Source organism: Bacillus sp. AFS012607, from assembly GCF_002558005.1.
GTDB lineage: Bacteria > Bacillota > Bacilli > Bacillales > Bacillaceae_G > Bacillus_A > Bacillus_A thuringiensis_S.
This window is the reverse complement of record NZ_NTVM01000005.1, coordinates 229,999-245,969: the sequence shown is the minus strand read 5'-3', so window position 1 is coordinate 245,969 and position 15,971 is coordinate 229,999. Positions and strand designations below refer to the sequence as shown.

Genomic DNA, 15,971 nt, shown 5'->3' with positions numbered 1-15,971 from the left:
CCTTTAAGTCTATATCCTATAAATATCTATGTTTTTTTCAACTTTCCTTTAATCATATGAATAGCTAATTTTTTTTCGTGATTATTAAATATAATAATAAAACTCGCAATATATCCACTCAAACCTGCAAAACCACAAACCAGTATAAAAGAAATCCATGATGATATATTAGCAATATGATTTATTACAAAAAACATGGCAGTTAAGATGAACAGTGCTACTATCCCTCTTAATAGGATAACGTAAAATGTATACCATTTCACATTCAAAGTATAAGCTGCATAAATTGGAACAAATACAACCATACGAATTAAAATCATTAAGCCGCTCACTGCTGCAACTGCATAAACACCTAGATTTGTATAATTAATCAATAAATATACAATAATTATATTTGCCCCTCCCATAATAAGGTTAGTAATTACAGGAAGTTTTATTTTTGCAGTAATTGTATTTACATTAAAAAGTGGATTAAATATTGTATTACATATTAATGGCAATAATGTTAATACTGAAAGAATTTGAATCTTTACAATTTCATTGTCCGAAAGACCTGGCATCCATAACGCAAAAAAATCTTTTCCAAAAATTATCAGTCCTATAATAGGAACAGACCCCAGAAAACCAGTAATTTTCATTGAAAAGATTATTTCTTTAACAAATTCCTTTATATTTCCACCGGCATATGTTTTAGTAAGCTGAGGTGTAAATATATTAGCACTCATGTGTATAAAATTTTGAATTTGTAGTGGGATAGTCTTAGCAATAGATAAATACCCCATATCTGTTGCACCAATAAATAAGTTTGTCATTAATAAATCCATACCAGCCATTAATATTTGACTTAATTGATTAATTGAATTCCACACCCCTACTACTAATAGTTCTTTCATTGAATTCCAATTAAAATATTTCTTTCTTATTTTAAGTTGGGGTGTTAATTTTTTCATAAACTCAATTTTTTTCACAGTAACATAAATTGTACAAAGTAGCGTTATAAATCCTATATACCATAAATGAGGTGGCATAAAACTAAAAAAAACAAATAGTAGTATGGCTCTAAATATGTTGGATTTAATATCAATTGATGCAGCAAGGTCCAATCGATTTTTCACAAATGTTCCTAAATTATAGACGCTCCCTAACAGACTAAGAAAAAAATTAATAAATAATAGTAACCAAAGTATTTTAACATCAAAAATAAAAAGTTTTGGTATATTAATAATGTTATCTAAAAACAAAACAAATACAATTGTTGGAAGTGTAAAAACTAGTACGATAGTAAGATTCGCAATTGCTACAGACGAATAGTACTTATTTGCAGTCTCAATATCATTTTGATGAATCTTAATCATTACGAATCGGCTTAACATACTATTCAATGCAACGGTAAATACTGTTATATAACTAACAAAATTATTTGCTAATCCCCAAAAACCATACATTTCCTTACCTATATTTTCAACAATAAACGATGCTAGAAAAAAACTTATTCCAATGTTCAATATAAAACTAATTATTTGAGTTGCCATATTAATAGCTACTTGTTTCTTTGCTCCCATCTTATTCCTCTATCCTTATCATTAATTTTCGAATATCCTCGTTAATTCATCTTTATAAAAAAGATAGTGGTGCATTCTCCACTATATGGACTTCTCTACTTCCTTTTTACATATCTCAATATTACTTACTGATTCTATTTTTCATTTCAATAAACAGCCATATAATTTAAGGGTATTTATAATTAATCTAATGGATAATAGCTATTATCCATTAGATTTTCATTAAATAAATTTTGATATAGCCAATTATTAACCTCACTTTTAATAACAAGTGAAGTTAACCCACTTATTTTATTTAATATCTCGACTTCCTAATATAATACAATCAATACACCCTCATTTATTCTGACTAATTTCACATAGAGTTAGTAAGTTGTATTCAAATAGTAAATATACTTTGATACGGAATAAGTTTGTTAATTGGATTCATAATCATATTAAAATGTTCAAATAAGGTTAAGGAGATTAGAAACATTAATACAATAATTTTAATATACTTATTTTTAATAGAAACTACTATTTCTGGAATTAGTAGTACTAAAAATATGGAAGAGTAAGCCATTAATCGAGTTATAATCCAAGTATTTAAACTAAAAATTGATAATGCTAAATTAAGGAAGGACCAATTAATAAGAATATTATTATACTTGCTACGATTTATTAATGATTTCTTACAAATCATAGTAAGTATAAAATAAATCAGTGCAATCATTACAGTTTTAATATTGCCACCTGTCATTCCAAACGAAGCCTGCGTATAGTCATTATAAAAATATCTTTGTATAGTTGAGAAAATAAAATTAAAAGATAAGCTCATAATAAATCCTATAAGCAATACATATACCATGCGCTTAGCATTTAAATTAATATTTAAAATAAAATATAATGGTAAGATCAGTAAAGCTGAGGTATGGAATAGCGATGCTACTAATATTAACCCTAGGAACTTAATAAATTTCTTTTCTATTATATATCTATAAGAAAAAAATACTATTCCAACTGCAATATACTGCCGTACTATATTTAAAGAAGATATATATGCACCCACAGTAAAAATATATACACTTAACCAGACAATAGATGAATATCTGCTAATAGTTTTAAATATTAAATACAATATGATAAAACTAGTTACAATAAAAATCCATTGAGCTTCGTCGGTAAATAAACCTACTATCTTATTAAGAAAAAGGTATCCATATTCAACTGTTGATTTTCGACCAACCTCCAATAATTCGATTAGATTAGAGGTGCTATTTACCAAATTAAATGTCCCTTTATAATTTATAAAATCCACCCCAACTTCAAATCTCATGGCTGAAATTGCTAGCAACTGTATAAAAGTCAAAAATAAAAAAATTTCTTTTTTATTTTGCAATGGGACAAGAATAAATAAAAAAATTGCAAGAGCAAAGATAGCTATAATATTAAATATATATATTTCCATTCAATTACCTCTTACTAAAATCATTAACCTTACAATATAGCTTAATATTAATTATTAATAATATAGCTTTAAAAAAGGTCTTTAGGCTATTTGCTTTTCCTATGACGAATGATTTTCTTATATTTTTTTTATATTCAGGTCTATCTAACCTTCCTATATAAATACCACCCAAAAAAATATTTAGTAAATACTCATATAAAATTTTCCTTTGTTTCTCGCTTACTTTCTCTCTGTAAATACTTTCTAACTTATAACAAGTCTTTAGTATATGCAAACCGTTTCTAGATTTATCCCTTACATTCGTAATTGAACCTTCTCTAATTACATACATATAACCTTTAAAATCTACGTACCTAATTTTCTTTGCTTCAAGGAAAACCCTAGGTGTCCATTCCTCATCTTCATGTAATAACCCTTTTTCAAAGTAGAGATTATTCTCAAATAATAAATCTCTCTTATATAAGTTTAACCATGCACACACATGAAAAGAGTTTTGCTGAATGCTTTCACACATATACTCTATTCCAGTTAATGTTTCCTTAGAAAGTTTTTTCTCTTTCATTAATGGTAGATCAGACTTACCTTCCTGTATCAACATGGCATTAGCAGCTACCACATCTAAATTTTCTTTGATGGCCGCCTTAATTAGGATTTCGTATGTATTTTGGATTATATAATCATCACTATCAACAAAAGCAATATATTCTCCTTGTGATGCGAGCATCCCTGTATTCCGCGCATCTGATAATCCTCCATTTTTTTTATGTATAACTTTTATTCTGCTATCTTTATTTGCATAGTTATCACATATTTCTCCACAACCATCTAAGGAACCATCATTTACAAGTATTATCTCTAAATTAGTATACGTTTGATTACATATACTTTCAATGCACCTGGGTAATACTTCCTCAACATTATATATGGGTACAATTACACTAATAAGCCCTTTAATCAACCATCTCACTCCACTAACTTTTTTATGATGTAAAACTATATTTTTCTACTAATACTTAAATTTCATTTTTGACTTTAATATCCAAAAGAATTTACTTGTATAATACATAAGTGATTTATTATTAGTTTTTAATATCCCTTGCAATAACCTAAACTTAAAACCATCTCTACAAGAATTTTCTATCATATATCTGAATTTAGGTGACTCTGAAATTTTATTAATAGCACTCATTTTTTCTTTTTTTGATAATGTACAATGCGGATGAAAAAGATTCATAAATGCAGCATATACATTTTTAATATATATAAAATTTATTCGCCCTAAGATTTTATCATCCTTGCATCTATCCATATAAAAATTCACGAGTAAGTCGTGCACCTCATTTGTCATATCATATTTATTAGGGTAATATCGCGATGTTACACTTTCCCCTACCCCTTTATTGTAATGATAGTAACAGCCTTCCAACACACACATCTTCTCTGTTTTTTCTAATATTTTCAAATTAAAATATAGATCTTCTTGCAAACTAATATGCGGTGGCATTTCTATCATATTTTTCTTTACAATATCCATTCTAATCAGCTTACAACAAGGACCACTTATACTCTCATTTTCTACTAATTCAATAATACCCAAAGGAATATCCTTATTTGACGATATATTTTGCTTTGGAAGATTTACTTCTAAAGAAGATACCAAGTTCTGCTCTCTATCGAAAGTATCAACCAACATACCACACATTACAAAATCCGCACTTTGCTCCGTAGCAACTTTAGCTAACTCTTGTAGCATGTTATACTCAATATAATCATCCGCATCCACGAACATTAAATAATCGCCTGTTGCATTTAAAATCCCTTGATTCCGTGCTGCAGACGCACCTAGATTTTCTTGGGAAATTAATTTAACTCTTTTATCTTTCTCCTCAAATTTCTTACAAATAAAATTACTAGTATCTCTTGAACCATCGTCAACTAATATTAACTCTATATTCTCGTAAGTCTGATCTAAAATACTGTTTATACACTTCTGTAAAGAGTTTTCACAATTATAAACTGGTACAATAATACTGATTTTTTTATCACTCATGACACATCAATTCTCCATATATATTCATCATCTTAATTGTAGAATTTTCAATATTAAATTTTTGTACCCTGCTGATATTACTTTTTCCCATTTCCAATCTCAAATCCTCATTATCAACCAATTTTTCTATTGCTTCCAAAAATGCATCTACATCAGTTGAATTGCATAAATACCCTGTAACACCATCAATAGAATAATCAACGATCCCATGAATATTTGATGTAATTATTGGCAATCCCGTAGCCATAGCTTCCAGAGCAACCATACCAAGCCCCTCTCGTCTTGAAGGGAAACAAAAAATATCAGAAATCTTACATATTTCAATTATATCTCTACGGTATCCTAAGAGTTTCACCTGATTTTTGAGCCCTAGTTGTTTTATTAATAACTGCAAATGTGTTTCTAATGGACCCTTTCCACAAATTACATATTGAACGTTAGGATTATTTAATTTTGCAATAGCCCTTATAACTGTCTCATGATTTTTATTTATATTAAGTTCTCCTACTGAGAGAATAACAATTGCGTCTTTTGATATTCCGAGTTCTGTACGTTTTACTAATTTATTAACATCCATCATATTAATTTTCTGTGTATCAAGTCCCACTCCAGGAATATATTCTACCTTACCTGCTCTAAAAGATTGAACTGCTCTCTGCTGATCTTCATTATTAATCGTAATAAGCACATCTGTATGCTTTGATAAATAATACTCTATTGGATAATATATCAGCCAATTTTTTAAAGGTGCACCCTTAAAAAAATGAAATCCATGTGCAGTATATACAACTTTTACGTTCTGGATATTTTTGCAAGCAAGTCTTACACATACAGAAGCGACAGGTGTATGTGTATGTACCATGTCGTATTGTCCCGATTTTATAATCTCTTTTAATTTTTTGTATGCAAAATAATTTCTTTTGTCTAATGGTGAACGCTGGAATTCTAAATTGTAAACTTTACACCCAAGATCTAATATACTCGGATCGACTTTTTGTTGAAGATTAAATGCGACATCTACATGATGCCCCTGTTCAACTAACATTTTGATGTGAGGTATCAAAAATGCATTTACAGTATTAGATATAGTTGTAACATATAGTATTTTCATTTTTGATATTTGCGCTCCTTTTCTAAAATTACTTTACTAATTAATTTTTCTTGCTGGTATCCCTATGTATGTTCCGGACTCATTAATATCCCTCACAATTACAGCCCCTGCCCCTACCTGACATTTATTAGTGACACTTATACTATTCTTTACTAAACTGCCAATCCCTAGCCACGTTTCTTCCCCTACTCTTACATTTCCAGCCAAATGAACCCCTGGGGATATATGAACATAGTCTTCTATTATATTGTCATGATCTATAGTAGAAGCGGTGTTAATAATGCAACCTCTTCCTATTTTTGTACAACTATTAATTATAACCCCAGCCATAATGACTGTCCCATCCGCCATTTCAACCTGCTCCCCAATAATTGCACTAGGATGAATTAAAACCGGTAAATTAACACCGTTATTTTCCAATTTTTTTTGGAGTTTTTTTCTTATAGTGTTATTACCAATACCTATAAATAAATCATAGTTTTCTATAAATTGGGTGAAATCCATAGATGTACCTATCACTTCAAGTCCCATAGATGATCTTAACCCTTTATTATCATCCAAAAAAGCTATTTCTTCCCATAAGTCCATCTTTAAAGCTATATCAGCTACAACCTTACCATGACCACTAGCACCTATAATAAGGAGTTTTTTCTTCATAATCCTATACTTCCTTTTTTTGTTCCTTTAAATGGCTCCATCGTTGCAGCAGTTCCTGAATTGATTCCTTCTCTAATAAAAACCTTCTTAATTGTTAAAAGGATAATTTTCCAATCTGTAATGAAACTTATATTTTCCACATATTCTACATCGTAATTAAACTTTTCTTCCCAACTAATAGCATTACGACCATTAACTTGTGCTAACCCAGATAACCCTGGTCGAACTTCATGACGTCTTTTTTGATGCTCATCATATAAAGGTAAATATTGAACCAACAAAGGTCTAGGTCCTATAATTGACATATCACCTTTAAAAATATTAAAAAGCCCTGGTAATTCATCAAGTGATGTTGAACGTAAAAATTTACCGAACTTAGTAAGCCTTACGCTATCAGGTAGTAACTCACCGTTTTCATTTTTTTCATCTGTCATTGTTCTAAATTTATACATTTTAAAAATAGTTCCATTTAATCCTGGTCTCTCTTGTTTAAATAATACCGGACTACCCAATCTTGTTTTTACAAGAAAAGCCACTATAAGGAATACTGGACTAAGCATTATAATAGCAATTAAAGACAGTATAAAATCCATCGGCCTTTTTATAAACCTACCATAGATGCCAACTTTAGAACTCCTCATTATGCTATCCACAACCCTTTAATAATTTTCACAACTTTTTCTAGATCTGCTTCTTTCATCTTCGTATCGCTTGGTAAACATATACCATTCTCAAAAAGTTTTTCTGATACATCTGTACCAACAAAATCATATTTCTCAAAGAATGGTTGCATATGCATTGGCTTCCAAACTGGTCTAGATTCAATATTTTCTTTTTCAAGGGCTTCCATCACATCTATTGGACGAACCTTACCGTTTAGTGTCATAGAACTTAGCCAATAGTTTGGTTCATTCCACTCATTACTAGGCATAAATTCAATTCCTTCAAGATTTCCTAATTCTCTCTTATAAAAATCAAATATGTATCTTTTCTTCTGAACTCTTTGATCTAATACTTTAAGTTGCCCTCTACCAATTCCAGCAACTACATTACTCATACGATAGTTAAATCCTAATTCACTGTGTTGATAATGTCTTGCCTGGTCTCTACTTTGAGTAGCCCAAAACCTTACCTTCGAAACTCTTTCTTCATCATTAGAAACAAGCATACCGCCACCAGAAGTAGTAATGATTTTATTACCATTAAAAGAAAAAATACCATACTCTCCAAAACTACCTGTATGTTTACCTTTATAATAAGTTCCCAAAGATTCAGCAGCATCTTCAATTAAAGTAACATCATGTTTTTTACAAAGCTCAATAATCTTATCCATATCTGCCGAAAGACCATAAAGATGAACTACTATAACTGCCTTTACATTTGGATACTTTTTAAAAGCCTCTTCTAATGCTTTAGGACACATATTCCAAGTTTCATAATCACTATCTATGAAAACAGGAGTAGCATTTTGATAAATAATTGGATTTGCTGTAGCTGAAAACGTAAGTGTTTGACAAAAAACAACATCACCTTCCCCTACTCCTGCTGCTTTTAAAGCCATATGAATTGCAGCTGTTCCAGAAGATAGTGCTGCTGCTGCATTAGATCCTACTTTCATAGCTAATTCTCTTTCAAATCCATTTACATTTTCCCCAAGTGGTGCAATCCAATTTGTATCGAAAGCTTCCTTCACATAATGCATTTCATAACCTTCATCACTCATATGTGGTGATGAAAGAAATATTCTATCTCCCATTTTTAAAACTTCCTTCCATTGAATTAATTTTTAAGATCTACTTTATTATTTGCAATATCTAATAGTCGTTCTCTTATTTCTTCTTTACTAATTCCTTCAAAGTCATTCATAAACTGCCTTAAAATCCCTTGATCAATTAAAACAGCCTTTCCTATATGAATTTTAGGGAAAATTTGTTCTGGATGAATTTCACCTTCATTTAATAACTCTTCATACATTTTTTCACCTGGTCTTAATCCGGTAAATTCAATTCCAATTTCTTCAATAGAAAAACCTGAAAGGGTAATTAAATTTTTAGCTAAATCCACAATCTTTACTGGGGCCCCCATATCTAGCACGAACAATTCTCCGCCCCTAGCTAGTGTTCCAGCCTGAATAACTAATCTTGAAGCTTCTGGTATTGTCATAAAGTAACGAATCATATCAGGGTGAGTAACTGTTACAGGTCCACCTTTTTGAATTTGTTTCTTAAACAGAGGAATTACACTTCCCCTACTTCCAAGAACATTACCAAATCTAACCGCAACAAAACGTGTACCAGTACTAACCGATGCCATATGCTGCACAATCATTTCTGCAAATCGTTTTGTAGCTCCCATTACATTTGTCGGATTTACAGCTTTATCTGTAGAAACCATAACAAACGTATTCACTTTAAACGTATCTGCCGCTTCAGCTACATTTTTCGTACCAAAAATGTTATTTTTAACAGCTTCTTCTGGATTACGCTCCATTAAAGGAACATGCTTATGTGCAGCTGCATGATACACAATATACGGTTGATGCTTTTTCATTATTTCAAAGATTTTATGACGATCTTGAATATCAGCGATTTCTGTTGTAATTTCAACTGTATCTTTATATGTAACTCTCATTTCCATTTCGATATTATAAATGCTGTTTTCACCATGTCCTAAAAGAACAATTTTAGCTGGTTTGTATTTCATCACTTGACGACATATTTCTGATCCAATTGATCCACCAGCACCTGTTACTAAAATTGTTTTACCTGTAATCTTCTCTCCAATTCCTGCATCATCTAACTTTATTGGTTCTCTCCCTAATAAATCTTCTACTTGTACATCACGGAATTCATTAACAGAGAGTTTTCCATCTAAAAGATCTTCAAGCATCGGTACAATTTGTGTTTTCGCCTTCGTTTTTCTACACTTCTCAAAAATCTCATTTATTTGATTTCTATTCAATGAAGGAATTGCGATAATAATATGTTCTATATCATTGTCTTCCACAATTTCTTGAATATGATTTGTTGTACCAACAACCGGAACATTATAAATTTCTAATTTTTGCTTATTCCTATCATCATCAACAAACGCAATTGGATATAGGTCTGCTTCTCTATTATGCTGTAATTGACGTACTACCATTGTTCCCGCTGAACCAGCACCAATAATCAATGTTCGCTTTTTATCAGTAGCTTTAGCAATATACGTATCACGGAACATACGCCATACGAAGCGAGAACCACCAATCAATAATAAATGTAACATCCATGCGATCGCTAAAATTCGAACATAAATATCATGATTTATAATTTGTTGAACAATTGCCGTTACTATGATTGAAAGCGTTATAGCTTTAAATATTTGTTTTAATTCTCCAATACTTGCGTATTCCCAAGCCTTGTTATAAAGCTTATAAATAGCAGCAAAAACATGATGACTACACAATAATGTAATAGAACTAATAACTACTGTCATAGGAATTTTGTTTAATACATTGGGATGTATAAACCAATAACTTAAATACACGGCAGTTAATACGATAAATGAATCTAATAAAATTAATAATGAGAGCCGTTTTCGATAACTCAATATACCTGTTCCCTTCTTTAGATAATTCTTATCTTACTCATAATAAAAAAGGACATTCTCTTATGAATGTACCTTTTCTTTTTTTACAAGTTCTTTCATATATTCCATTAAATCAACTTTTAATTCTTCATTTTGAAGTGCCATTTCAATCGTCGTCTTAATAAATCCAAACTTCTCCCCAACATCATAACGTGTACCTTCGAAATCATAAGCAAACACACGTTGAATTTCATTTAATCTTTGAATCGCATCTGTTAACTGAATCTCTCCACCAGCACCTGTCTGTTGATCCTCAAGGAACATAAAGATTTCTGGTGTTAATATGTAACGTCCCATAATTGCCAAATTAGATGGCGCTGTTCCTTGAACTGGCTTTTCTACAAATTGACGCACCTGATAACGACGTTCATTTTGTTCAACTGGATCGATAATACCGTAACGATGTGTTTCATTTTCTGGTACTGTTTGTACACCAATAACGGATGATTGTGTACCTTCATATTGATCCATTAATTGACGTAAACATGGTGTATCAGCTTGTACAATATCATCACCAAGTAATACTGCAAATGGTTCATTTCCAATAAACTTACGTGCACACCATACTGCATGCCCTAGACCTTTTGGCTCTTTTTGTCTTATGTAATGAATATTAATTTTTGAAGAAGCCTGCACTTTTTCGAGCACTTCAAGCTTTCCTTTTTCTAATAAGTTTTGTTCTAATTCGAAAGAATGATCAAAATGATCTTCAATCGCACGCTTTCCTTTTCCAGTCACAATAATAATATCTTCAATTCCTGATGCTATTGCTTCTTCTATTATGTATTGAATTGTCGGCTTATCAACGATCGGTAACATTTCTTTTGGCATCGCTTTCGTTGCTGGTAAAAATCTCGTCCCAAGACCAGCTGCTGGGATAATTGCTTTTCTTACTTTTTTCAAATCTAGTACCCCCAAAAATAAATTTTTATATTTACATGTAGCAATAACAAAAACCCTACCTATGGAGTCATAGTTATAACTCCATAGGTAGAGTTTCTATCATAAATAAATTATGGGCATCTAACCCACCCTCACGTCATACTCCCGACGACAAGCGTCTAAGGTAGGTTCGAAATAAAAATTTCTACCCACAGCACAACCGAGTGCCCCCATTGATAACGGTTAGGAGACATCACCAATTCTTTATTTAAAAAATACCGAACAATTTTTTACGACGAATTTGTTCTGGATCTTCTTTATAAATTGCTTTGCCGCTAATTAATAAATATGGATTCTCTTTCAAATCACTCATAACATTCATTCCAACTTCTTTCTCAATTAGTTCATAGCTTTCCGCTAAGTGAAAACCTCTTGACGTTGTGTTATGTGCATCTGAAGCGACCATATGTGTTAAGTTATGTTCTACAAGTTGAAGTGAAAACTTTTTAATTTTTTTACCGAATTTCCCTAACAAACTACCTGCCGTTACTTGCGTTAATGCCCCTTTATTTACAATGTTATATAACTTATCTGGCCGCTCGATTAACTCGGCATTACGTTCCGGATGAACGATAATTGGAATCATTCCTTTTACGCGCAGTTCATATAATAATTGTTCGGCATAACGTGGTACGTGATTCGATGGAAATTCAATGAATATATATTTATTTGTTTCATTTAAAGTAACGATTTTATCAGCTTCATAGTCTTCTAATAAATCGCCATATAACCTGACCTCTTGCCCAGGTAAAATAGTAAGTGGAATATTATGTTGTTGTAGTTCATCATTTAGTTGTTTTACGTGATGAATAATTGAGGTACGTTCATTTATATATTTACCATTTTGATGATGTGGTGTTGCGACAATAGTATGTATTCCTTCTGAAACGGCTTGTTGCGCCATCGCTAAACTATCTGTTACTGTCTGTGCACCGTCATCAATACCAGGTAAAATGTGACAATGTAAATCTATCATTTGTTTCATCCTCCCTCTCTCCTATAAAGATCTTTTTTCCCTTGAATATGAGATATCGCTCATATTCAAGGGAAAAAAGGAGATATGTTTCAACCATATCTCACTCTTTTAATTAGTTTGCACCGTAATAATAATATAAGCCTTCTTCACGTTCACGATCATTCAGAACAACGCCCAACAATTTACCTTTAGCCGATTCTAACAATCCTTTTGCTTTTACCGCTGTTTCTTTCTCTGTTGATTCACTACGAACAACAAGAATAGAAGCATCACATACATTTGCCATAATTTGCGCATCTGTTACAGCTAAAATTGGCGGCATATCAAAAATAACTAGATCGTACATACTATATGCTTGTCCAAGAAGTTCTTTCATTGATTTCGACCCTAGCAATTCGGCCGGATTTGGTGGAATTGGACCACAAGCTAAAAAGTGTAGATTATCAACTAATGTCGTTTGTACACATTTTTCTAAACGTTCACTATGTGTTAATACGTTTGTTAATCCAAAAATATTATCTACTTGGAACATTTGATGCATTGCTGGTTTACGCATATCTGCATCAATTAATAATACTTTTTTTCCTTGTTGAGCAAACACAACTGCCATATTCGCTGTCGTTGTCGTCTTCCCTTCACTTGGGTTTGCAGACGTGACCATTAATGAATGTAAATTCGTATCAACAGCTGCAAATTCAATATTCGTTCGAATATTACGATATTGTTCTGAAATTGGTGATTTCGGTTGTTGATGAGCAATTAATTGACGGCGTTGACGATGATTCTTTTTCTTTTTAAATAAATTAAGAGCCAATTGTTTGTCCCCTCACTTTTCTTGATGATGGAGCGTGTGATTTCACGTTCATTGTTTCTTCATCCATACGAGCTACAATCCCTAACACTGGTAAGCCAAGTAAGGTTTCTACATCTTCTTCTTTTTTCACCGTGTTATCTAAGTACTCTAGTAAGAATGCAAGACCAACTGAAGCCATTAAACCAACAACGAAAGCGATTGCTACATTTAACATTGGACGTGGTTTAATTGGAGATTGATTTTCTGCCACTTCTGCTTTAGATAATACTGTTACGTTATCAACACTCATAATTTTTGCAACTTCACCTTTAAATACATCAGCGGTTGCATTTGCAATATCACGGGCTAGTTTTGGATCTTTATCTTCAGCTGTTAAAGAGATTACTTGTGAATCCTTTTCATTCGTAACATTAATCTTCTTTGTTAAAGCTTGGGCTGTCATATTTAAATTTAATTTTTCATTTACTTGATCTAAGATTACTGGACTTTTAATAATAACCTTATATGTATTCGTTAATTGAATATTCGTTTGAATTTCACCAGCTTGAATCATTGCCCCTTCTTGCTTCTTCTGATTAACAAGAATTTGCGTCGAAGATTGATAGATTGGTGTCATGAAGAAAAAGCTAATGATAGCACTTACTATAGCTGCACCAAATGCGATTACGAGGGTCATTGCTAAACGTTTTTTTAAGATATGAAATAACTCTTTTAAACTAATTGTTTCTTCCATAAGTTCCTCCAACTTTCTAAAATTTACACATAGGAAAAATTATAACATATAAATCTTACATTTTTTATTTTTAATAATTCAGTTCTATATTTGTTCACAAGAAACAAGTTTAATCTTACAAAATAATCTTAAATATGACAACACATTCCAATGATTTTCCAAATTATTTATCATATCACGTTTTTTATGCTATGTAACTTGAGAAATAAATTTCAAAATGAGAAAAAAGCCAACAAGTATTCCTTATTGGCTTTTTTCTATTTTAGTAATAACCATACTGCTCTTTTTCTTCTCTTTTGTCGTTTAAAACGACTCCAAGTATTTTTCCTGATGCTTTATCTAATATTTGTTTCGCTTTTACGATTTTATCTTTTTCTGTCTTTTCACTTCGTACAACGAGTACGATTCCATCACATTTATTCGCAAGTATTTGTGCATCCGTAACCGCAAGGACAGGTGATGTGTCAATTAATATAATATCAAACATGTTATATGCTTCTAGCAACGCCTCGTCCATTGCCCGGCTCCCTAATAGTTCTGCTGGGTTTGGCGGGATTGGACCTGCTGCCATTAAGTATACGTTCTCTATATCTGTTTTTTGAATGCATTGCATAAGTTTTGCTTGTCCTGATAATAAGTTCGTTAACCCATTTGAACTATGAATGGCAAATAAGTTTTGTATCGTCGGCTTACGCAAGTCAGCTCCAATTAATAAAACTTTCTTTCCTTGTTGTCCGAAAACGACTGCTAAGTTTGCGATTGTTGTTGTTTTCCCATCACCTGGATCTGCTGAAGTAACAATGATAGAACGAACATGATTATCTACAGATGTAAACTCAATGTTTGTACGAATGTTACGGTATTGTTCTGTAATACGCGATTTAGGCTCTTTATGTGTAATTAATTGTCGTAATGGTTTTCTTTTCTTTCTCCCGAACATATTCATAATCTCCTTTTGTGAAATGCGACATTTCCCTTTTCTCTCTTTTATGCTCGATTTCATACGTCTAATTAATATTCTTGCTGAGTTCCCCACATTTCATCATAATCAATAACATTCTACTTTGTCTTATTTAATTACCTTAACAATATGACAACGCCCTTATTTCTTTATTACCTTTATCACTTATCCTGTTTTCTAGACAAATAATAAAGTAAGTATATGGTAATTGCCATCTATTTACAAGTTATTTTCTGATTAGTTTGCAAATTATCGTTTCATCGTTATATAGCAGAAATTAAAAAATCTCCTTGTCTTTTCACAAGGAGATTTTTTAATTTCTATTCTTTTTTATCACCAATCGCAAATGTAATTTCTGCCTCACATGCAACTTCACCATCTACTGTTGCGATTGCTTTTCCTTTTCCAATCGGGCCGCGTACGCGTGTCATTTCTACTTCTAGACGAAGCTGATCACCTGGTCGTACTTGTTTTTTGAAACGGCAATTGTCGATACCTGCAAAGAAAGCAAGTCTTCCGCGGTTTTCTTCTTTCTTTAATACTGCAACTGCTCCAACTTGCGCTAATGCTTCTACAATAAGTACACCAGGCATAACTGCATAGTCAGGGAAGTGTCCGTTAAAGAATTCTTCGTTTGCGGATACATTTTTAATCCCAACCGCTCTTTTTCCTTCATCTACTTCTAATATTTTATCAACAAGTAAAAATGGATAGCGGTGAGGAATGATTTCTTTAATTTGTTCTATATTTAGCATGTAACAATCGCCCCTTTTGTAATATTGGTCTTACCACTTGGACATATTGCTATTATCCCATTTTGTTTATTATTTGTCATTACAAAGTAACATTTTATATTTAGCACAACTTCCTAAAAAAAAATGCACACACTCTATTCCATTAAAATAGTTGCACATTTTTGCAACTGACACGGAGGTAGAAAAGAGTGTATGCCCAAATTAGGGAAAGGCAATATGTATTGAAACATTATTTGCCTTAATGTCGTATTCGACTCATTATATTATAAACGTTTTCAAATAAGGAAATATTAAATTTAACCATATATATGAATATTTTACCTGTTTCCTTCA

General features: G+C 31.7%; 15 protein-coding genes. All 15 read right to left on the bottom strand.

Annotation, left to right across the window (positions count from 1 at the left end; genetic code table 11):
* Positions 1-26: 26 nt before the first annotated feature.
* The 15 genes from CN409_RS04000 to fabZ all read right to left on the bottom strand — a co-directional run bounded on the left by CN409_RS04000 (position 27) and on the right by fabZ (position 15,638).
* A complete protein-coding gene (locus CN409_RS04000; RefSeq protein ID WP_097980947.1) occupies positions 27-1,562 on the bottom strand; it encodes a lipopolysaccharide biosynthesis protein in 1,536 nt (511 codons plus the stop codon).
* 379 nt (positions 1,563-1,941) lie between these two features.
* A complete protein-coding gene (locus CN409_RS03995) occupies positions 1,942-3,009 on the bottom strand; it encodes an EpsG family protein (RefSeq protein WP_097980946.1) in 1,068 nt (355 codons plus the stop codon).
* A gap of 4 nt (positions 3,010-3,013) precedes the next feature.
* Complete coding sequence (locus CN409_RS03990) at positions 3,014-3,967, bottom strand: glycosyltransferase (RefSeq protein WP_170955777.1); 954 nt, start codon at positions 3,965-3,967, stop codon at positions 3,014-3,016.
* Between the two features lie 48 nt (positions 3,968-4,015).
* Positions 4,016-5,059, bottom strand: a complete 1,044-nt coding sequence (locus CN409_RS03985; protein WP_097980944.1) for a glycosyltransferase family 2 protein — start codon at positions 5,057-5,059, stop codon at positions 4,016-4,018.
* Positions 5,052-6,170, bottom strand: a complete 1,119-nt coding sequence (locus tag CN409_RS03980) for a glycosyltransferase family 4 protein (protein ID WP_097980943.1) — start codon at positions 6,168-6,170, stop codon at positions 5,052-5,054. The genes CN409_RS03985 and CN409_RS03980 overlap by 8 nt, the downstream gene beginning before the upstream one ends.
* A gap of 36 nt (positions 6,171-6,206) precedes the next feature.
* Positions 6,207-6,827, bottom strand: coding sequence for an acetyltransferase (locus tag CN409_RS03975; RefSeq protein WP_097980942.1), 621 nt, complete (start codon positions 6,825-6,827; stop codon positions 6,207-6,209).
* On the bottom strand, positions 6,824-7,468 hold the full coding sequence (locus CN409_RS03970) for a sugar transferase (protein ID WP_097980941.1): 645 nt from the start codon (positions 7,466-7,468) through the stop codon (positions 6,824-6,826). Before CN409_RS03970 ends, CN409_RS03975 begins: the two co-directional genes overlap by 4 nt.
* Positions 7,468-8,583, bottom strand: a complete 1,116-nt coding sequence (locus CN409_RS03965; protein ID WP_097980940.1) for a DegT/DnrJ/EryC1/StrS family aminotransferase — start codon at positions 8,581-8,583, stop codon at positions 7,468-7,470. Before CN409_RS03965 ends, CN409_RS03970 begins: the two co-directional genes overlap by 1 nt.
* Positions 8,584-8,606: 23 nt before the next feature.
* Positions 8,607-10,418, bottom strand: a complete 1,812-nt coding sequence (locus CN409_RS03960) for a polysaccharide biosynthesis protein (RefSeq protein WP_097980939.1) — start codon at positions 10,416-10,418, stop codon at positions 8,607-8,609.
* 60 nt (positions 10,419-10,478) lie between these two features.
* The gene (gene galU, locus CN409_RS03955; protein WP_097980938.1) at positions 10,479-11,360 is read right to left on the bottom strand and encodes a UTP--glucose-1-phosphate uridylyltransferase GalU; all 882 of its coding nucleotides are present in this window, start codon (positions 11,358-11,360) and stop codon (positions 10,479-10,481) included.
* Between the two features lie 247 nt (positions 11,361-11,607).
* Entirely contained in the window at positions 11,608-12,375 is a 768-nt protein-coding gene (locus CN409_RS03950; RefSeq protein WP_097980975.1) for a tyrosine-protein phosphatase, read from the bottom strand.
* A gap of 112 nt (positions 12,376-12,487) precedes the next feature.
* Positions 12,488-13,189, bottom strand: a complete 702-nt coding sequence (locus CN409_RS03945; protein ID WP_097980937.1) for a CpsD/CapB family tyrosine-protein kinase — start codon at positions 13,187-13,189, stop codon at positions 12,488-12,490.
* Positions 13,179-13,922, bottom strand: a complete 744-nt coding sequence (locus tag CN409_RS03940) for a YveK family protein (RefSeq protein ID WP_097980936.1) — start codon at positions 13,920-13,922, stop codon at positions 13,179-13,181. Before CN409_RS03940 ends, CN409_RS03945 begins: the two co-directional genes overlap by 11 nt.
* 262 nt (positions 13,923-14,184) lie before the next feature.
* Positions 14,185-14,862 (bottom strand): CpsD/CapB family tyrosine-protein kinase, encoded by a 678-nt coding sequence (locus CN409_RS03935; protein WP_141527682.1) that lies wholly within the window; start codon positions 14,860-14,862, stop codon positions 14,185-14,187.
* Positions 14,863-15,203: 341 nt separating this feature from the next.
* Complete coding sequence (fabZ, locus tag CN409_RS03930) at positions 15,204-15,638, bottom strand: 3-hydroxyacyl-ACP dehydratase FabZ (RefSeq protein WP_000931959.1); 435 nt, start codon at positions 15,636-15,638, stop codon at positions 15,204-15,206.
* Positions 15,639-15,971: the final 333 nt, after the last annotated feature.

Bases quoted from the DNA above. Each gene is read 5' to 3' on its own strand.
- fabZ (WP_000931959.1), bottom strand. From the start codon at position 15,638: ATGCTAAATATAGAACAAATTAAAGAAATCATTCCTCACCGCTATCCA.
- CN409_RS03970 (WP_097980941.1), bottom strand. From the start codon at position 7,468: ATGAGGAGTTCTAAAGTTGGCATCTATGGTAGGTTTATAAAAAGGCCG.
- CN409_RS03935 (WP_141527682.1), bottom strand. From the start codon at position 14,862: ATGTTCGGGAGAAAGAAAAGAAAACCATTACGACAATTAATTACACAT.
- CN409_RS03980 (WP_097980943.1), bottom strand. From the start codon at position 6,170: ATGAAAATACTATATGTTACAACTATATCTAATACTGTAAATGCATTT.
- CN409_RS04000 (WP_097980947.1), bottom strand. From the start codon at position 1,562: ATGGGAGCAAAGAAACAAGTAGCTATTAATATGGCAACTCAAATAATT.
- CN409_RS03995 (WP_097980946.1), bottom strand. From the start codon at position 3,009: ATGGAAATATATATATTTAATATTATAGCTATCTTTGCTCTTGCAATT.
- CN409_RS03965 (WP_097980940.1), bottom strand. From the start codon at position 8,583: ATGGGAGATAGAATATTTCTTTCATCACCACATATGAGTGATGAAGGT.
- CN409_RS03940 (WP_097980936.1), bottom strand. From the start codon at position 13,922: ATGGAAGAAACAATTAGTTTAAAAGAGTTATTTCATATCTTAAAAAAA.
- CN409_RS03985 (WP_097980944.1), bottom strand. From the start codon at position 5,059: ATGAGTGATAAAAAAATCAGTATTATTGTACCAGTTTATAATTGTGAA.
- CN409_RS03950 (WP_097980975.1), bottom strand. From the start codon at position 12,375: ATGATAGATTTACATTGTCACATTTTACCTGGTATTGATGACGGTGCA.
- CN409_RS03975 (WP_097980942.1), bottom strand. From the start codon at position 6,827: ATGAAGAAAAAACTCCTTATTATAGGTGCTAGTGGTCATGGTAAGGTT.